Here is a 4,711-nt window from a genome sequence, read left to right as displayed (position 1 = left end):
TGCTTCCTTGAGGCGCAGCATCTCCAGGGTGGGAAGCTCCTTGAGCAGGATGAAGGCCTCGTCGTCCTTTTCCAGCCCCACCAATGTTCCCACCTCGATGCGCACCTTCTGGATGCACTTGTCATAGTTTCTTGTCTTGATGAACATTTTTCTCATCCTCCGTAGGGTGTGGAAATCTTGTCGGTGATCACGACGGTGATGGGCTCATCTTCGCCCACCGAGAGGGCCTCGCCTGCAATCGTGGCGCTGAGGATGCCGGTTCCCCCGACATTCGCATCCACCTCGCCGATCGCCACATGCAAAAGGGTTATTGTGATGGTGTGCCCGGCGGCCGGGGAGGAAAAGGTCAGGCTCACCGACGCATGCTCCTCGCTGGTCAGGTAGGAGCTTTTCAGCTCTTCCACCTCGGCGCTGTAGGGGATTTCGAAGCTGATGGAGACGCTTCGCTTGCCGTGCCGGGGTTGTCCTGCATAGAGGCCCGAGGCGTAGGTGCGCGGGGCGCTTTCCAGGGCGTTTTCGATCTTCAGCGACGCACTTGCGATGTCGCAGGTGGCCCCGTCGACGGTGAAGGTTGCGTTGGTGCAGCGGTAGGAGGGCAGGGAGAACCCCTTCAGGGCCGCATCCAGGGTCCCCGTCCCCTCGGTGGTTCCCTTGAGGTCGATGCCGCCTTTCACATAGTCGCCGGCCGCACAGTCAAGGCTCAGGGCGCCTACGGTGCAGCCCGCATACTGCTTGACCGCGGCCTTTCGGTCCACCACGACCGTGATGCTGGGAAGGGCCTCGTTCACATCGCACAGGCCCATGGTGTGGGTGTACAATTCCGAGCTCTCCACCTGGGTGCAGGTGTCCGCCCCTCCGAGTGCTGCATGGAGGATCAGGCCGGCCGACTCGGGTCGGAGGATGAAGCTCACCGAGCCCTCCACCGTAACCGCCAGCAGGTCCCGGCTCGATGCGGTCTTGCTTCCCAGAAGCGAGCCCTCGTCGCCTTTCTCCACCGCAACCTTGATGCTCTCGCTGGTCAGGTCCACCAGGGTGGTGGGACCGGCCGCCTGGGCGAAGGAGGCCTCCTTGCCGATCTGGATCCGCGACCCGGTTCCCGTAAAAAATGCCATATCATGTACCTCTCTTGTTGGTTCAGAATTCCTTGGACCACTGAAGGTCCACGCTCGCCTCTATGGCCGTGACCGTCGCGCTTGCGGTTACGGCGGGGTAGTAGTCCATGTCCGTGATTCGCGCATCCTCTATGAAGCCGCCCAGGGTGGGGTCGCCGCGCACCAAGAGGTACAGGGCGTTGTACAAGGCGAAGGTGCGCCGCACCAGGATGCTGTTGGGCGCACCCTTGCACAGGAGAAAGACGGTTGCGCGCATGGTGGCCAGGTCGCTTCCCATGCCAAGCGGCTCGAGGTTCTCGTAGTCGGGCTGGATGTAGAGCATCGTGGGACGCCGCATCCCGTCCACATCGGGAAAGTCGATCTCCACGTTCGTCTCGTCGAACTGCCTCACGGCGGTTCCCTCCTCTGGTTCCATCAGTGCAACCAGCGAGGTAGCGATCAGCTCCTTCAGCCTTTGGAGCACCTGCATCTCCGTCTTCATCGCTTCTTCTCCTTCTCGATGCGCGCCACCTCCTTCTGCACCAGCTGGTCCAGCTTCGCCTTGAAGGCGGTGGTGCCCAGGTATGCCTTCACCGGGGCGGCCACGAAGTCGCGCTCGGGAAGCTTCACCTCATGCACGCGCACCCACTTGCCGTCCTTCTGGAAGGTCAGCCAGCCGCCGTCCCTGGCGGTGATCCTCGCCCCCTTGGCCAGTGCGTAGCCGTAGAAGACCTTGTTCTGTTCGGATGAGGCCTTCGCCTCCACGATGACGGCCTTGCCGCTACGGATCACGCGGCGGCTGATGCTCTTGTACAGGGAGCCCGTACCCTTGGAGAGGCCTTGGCTCTTGTAGGCCTTGCGCACCTGCGCCCGGGCAGCAGTCCCGATGCCCCCCAGCAGGCGCCTGAGCATCTTGTCGCGGTTCGCCCCAAGGCCCTCGAGGTAGGAGAGCGCCTCGTCCAGCTCTGCCTGAACCGATATGCTTTCGGTGCTGTAGCGTTTTCGTTTTCCCCACATGGTCAGAACCTGATGATCCGAAGAGCGTCCAGCGGCTGGAGGTACTTGCGGTAGTTGCTGTAGTTGATGAACGTGCGGCTGTTGTCGGCGAAGCTCTTGCCCGTCAGCCCGATGTTCCCGCCCGTCTCGCTGAGCATGAGCGTGGCGATGCGAAGGATCGAGAGGGTGACGACGGACGGCATCTGCTGTGCATCCCACCCGGCGGTCAGGCTTACGCGTATGTTGTCCTCCCCGCGGGGGAATACGGTCAGGCCGTCTGCGAACCGTATGTGGTCGTCGCATGCCACCACGGCGGAGGTATCCACCATTGTGTTTCCAACCTGGAGTTCCTCAACCGAGACGATGCCTCGCAGCGGAAGGTACAGGCGCCGCATGCCTGCACCCGATGCAAGCAAGTCAGTGTACGTTCTCAGGTTCGGGTCGAACCCGAGGTAGGAGGCCGCTATCTCCTCGGCCGAGTCGAGGAAGGCCGTCTTGAGCAGCACCGCCTCGCCCGAGTCCTCGAAGTTTCCGCTGTAGGTGTTGAACATGGCGATGGTTGCGATCATGCAGCCTCCCTAGGGTATGCGGCGCCCCCGCTTGGTGCAGGGACGCCGTCGTCGATGATTACCGTCAGGCTTCCATGAGGCCTGCGGTCCTGAGCCCTGCAAGCAGCGTGTTGAAGTCTGCTGCAAGGTCCTCGATTGTCGCTGCGGTGCTGTCCGCCTGGCTTGCCGCCGGGGTTGCGGTCCCGGCCTGAAGGCCCTCGATGACCGCCCCCGCCTCGATGGTGAGCCTCGAGGTGGCGGCAAGGATCACCTCGCCTCCGATGTGGATGGACTCCCCGCCCTGGCTCCTATGGTTCTTGGTGTTGTATCCCATCGTCATCCCCCTAGGCCTTCTGCACGAGGACCTTGACGGCCTCGGGAAGGATCAGGCGCCCGTCCACGCGCTGGCTGCCCAGAAAGCCAACCTGGCCGGTGGGGGCGAACAGCTCGCCCAGGCGCTTGAAGGTCCTGCCCTGGCGGTCGGCGATCCAGTAGTACGAGAAGTCCCCGAAGGCCAGCGTCTTCGCCCCTGCTGCGATCTCGGGCATGTAGGCCGAGGTCTTCACAGGCCGGCTGAGGATGGTGTCGGGGGTGCCCGCAGTCAGCGAGGGCTGCCAGATGTACTGCCCGTTGCCGTCCTTGAGCTTTCTCAGCGCCTTGATCGTCGAGTCGTTGGTCAGCCACACCGCGTTCTTGCGGTAGGGGGAGCGAAGCGCATGGTACAGGTCGATGACCTCGTCGCAGCTGAGGGCTGCAGCCGATGCCGCCGTCACTCCCACCTGCGCACCTCCGCTTGTTGCAAGGATGCCCAGCGGCTTTCCGGTCCCGTCGCCGGTGAAGCAGGCCGCCTCTTCCTTGGCCCCGATGCGACGCGCGTACTCGCGTGCGATGTATCCCTCGATGTCGAACACGCTGTCGTTGATCAGCTCCTCGCTCACCTTGATGATCGTGCCCAGCTTGTAGGCGCTGATGGATACCTGCCCGAAGGAGTCATCGCTCTCCGGATATGCTCCCTCCTCGTCGATCCATGCAGCCTCGCCCTTGGAGGCACTGATGGGAATCTTGCGGTCGCCGCTGGAGGTCTGGATGATGCGTGCGATCGAGCGGAAGATGTTCTCCTCCTGAAGCGCCTCGATGAGGGTGTGCTCGAACTCGTCGGGAACCAGGTATCCGCCCTCGCTGTCGGTTCCCACCTGCAGGGCGTTGCGCAGTTCAGGTGCGTTCTCGCGGCGGCGCAGGTGGTTCCAGAATGCCTGGCGGTACTCGTCGCTTGCACGGCCCCCCTTCTTCTCGCCCTTGGCAGCGGTCTCGGGGCGGCTGGTGATGGGAGAGCCCACGTGTGCGTTCAGCTCTCGCTCGTATGCCTCGATGCGTTCCTGCCTCTCGATCTCGGCTCCGAGGTCCACGATCTCCGCCTCCATCCGTTCGTAGGTCGCCCTGTCCTCGGCGCCCAGGATGCCCTTTTCGTTGCGCCTGGAATCGAGGAATGCCTTGGCCTGTTCCCAGGTCTTCGCGCGCTGTGCGCGCATGTCGTTGATCTTGCCCATGTTCTTCTCCTATTGGGGTCTGATGAGATTCAGCCGCTTCTCGAGCTCGTCGAGGGCGGCCTTTCCTTCGTCCGAAGGCGCTTCTTGCGTGTGTGCGTATCTGGTGGTGATCTTGTTCATCAGCGAGAGCTCGGCCTTCCTGGCGGAGAACGAGTAGGAGGCCTCGTCGGCCTTCTTCTTCTCGTCCTCGAGCAGGCCGTCTGCGAAGCCAAGCTCGATGGCCTTGTTGGCGTTCATCCATGTCTCGCTGTCCATGAGGTGGCTGATCTTCGCCCTGCCCAGGTGCGTCTTGAGCTCGTAGGCGTTGATGATGCTCTCCTTCACCTCGTCCAGCATCCCGATGGCCTTCTGCATGTCGGCGTGGTTGCCGTAGGCGATGGTCATGGGGTTGTGGATCATCATCAGGGCGGTGGGGGCCATCAGCACCCTGGTGCCCGCCATCGCGATGACCGAGGCCGCGCTTGCTGCGATGCCGTCGATCTTGACGGTGACGTGCCCCGCATAATCCATCAGCATCGAGTAGATGCGG

Annotated in this window: 7 protein-coding genes; all 7 read right to left on the bottom strand. The window is 62.9% G+C overall.

All coding sequences use genetic code 11. The features are described 5' to 3' along the window. Positions 1–152: 152 nt before the first annotated feature. Positions 153–1,112 carry a hypothetical protein gene (locus LHW45_11010; protein ID MCB5286098.1) on the bottom strand — a complete coding sequence of 320 codons (960 nt, stop codon included), beginning with the start codon at positions 1,110–1,112 and terminating at the stop codon, positions 153–155. 22 nt (positions 1,113–1,134) lie between these two features. Further along, on the bottom strand, positions 1,135–1,527 hold the full coding sequence (locus tag LHW45_11005; GenBank protein ID MCB5286097.1) for a hypothetical protein: 393 nt from the start codon (positions 1,525–1,527) through the stop codon (positions 1,135–1,137). A 62-nt stretch (positions 1,528–1,589) separates the two neighbouring features. Further along, complete coding sequence (locus tag LHW45_11000) at positions 1,590–2,108, bottom strand: hypothetical protein (GenBank protein MCB5286096.1); 519 nt, start codon at positions 2,106–2,108, stop codon at positions 1,590–1,592. Positions 2,109–2,110: 2 nt separating this feature from the next. Further along, a complete protein-coding gene (locus LHW45_10995) occupies positions 2,111–2,656 on the bottom strand; it encodes a hypothetical protein (protein ID MCB5286095.1) in 546 nt (181 codons plus the stop codon). A gap of 64 nt (positions 2,657–2,720) precedes the next feature. Next, positions 2,721–2,969: a Head fiber protein gene (locus tag LHW45_10990; protein ID MCB5286094.1), complete on the bottom strand. Its 249-nt coding sequence runs from the start codon at positions 2,967–2,969 to the stop codon at positions 2,721–2,723. A 10-nt stretch (positions 2,970–2,979) separates the two neighbouring features. Beyond that, on the bottom strand, positions 2,980–4,182 hold the full coding sequence (locus LHW45_10985; protein MCB5286093.1) for a phage major capsid protein: 1,203 nt from the start codon (positions 4,180–4,182) through the stop codon (positions 2,980–2,982). Between the two features lie 9 nt (positions 4,183–4,191). Then, the coding region (locus LHW45_10980) for a Clp protease ClpP (protein ID MCB5286092.1) at positions 4,192–4,711 on the bottom strand (520 nt) is incomplete at its 5' end.

The organism is Candidatus Cloacimonadota bacterium (genome assembly GCA_020532085.1).
Classification (GTDB): domain Bacteria; phylum Cloacimonadota; class Cloacimonadia; order Cloacimonadales; family Cloacimonadaceae; genus Syntrophosphaera.
The sequence above is the reverse complement of the archived record's forward strand: the minus strand, read 5'-3'. Positions and strand labels throughout refer to the sequence as shown.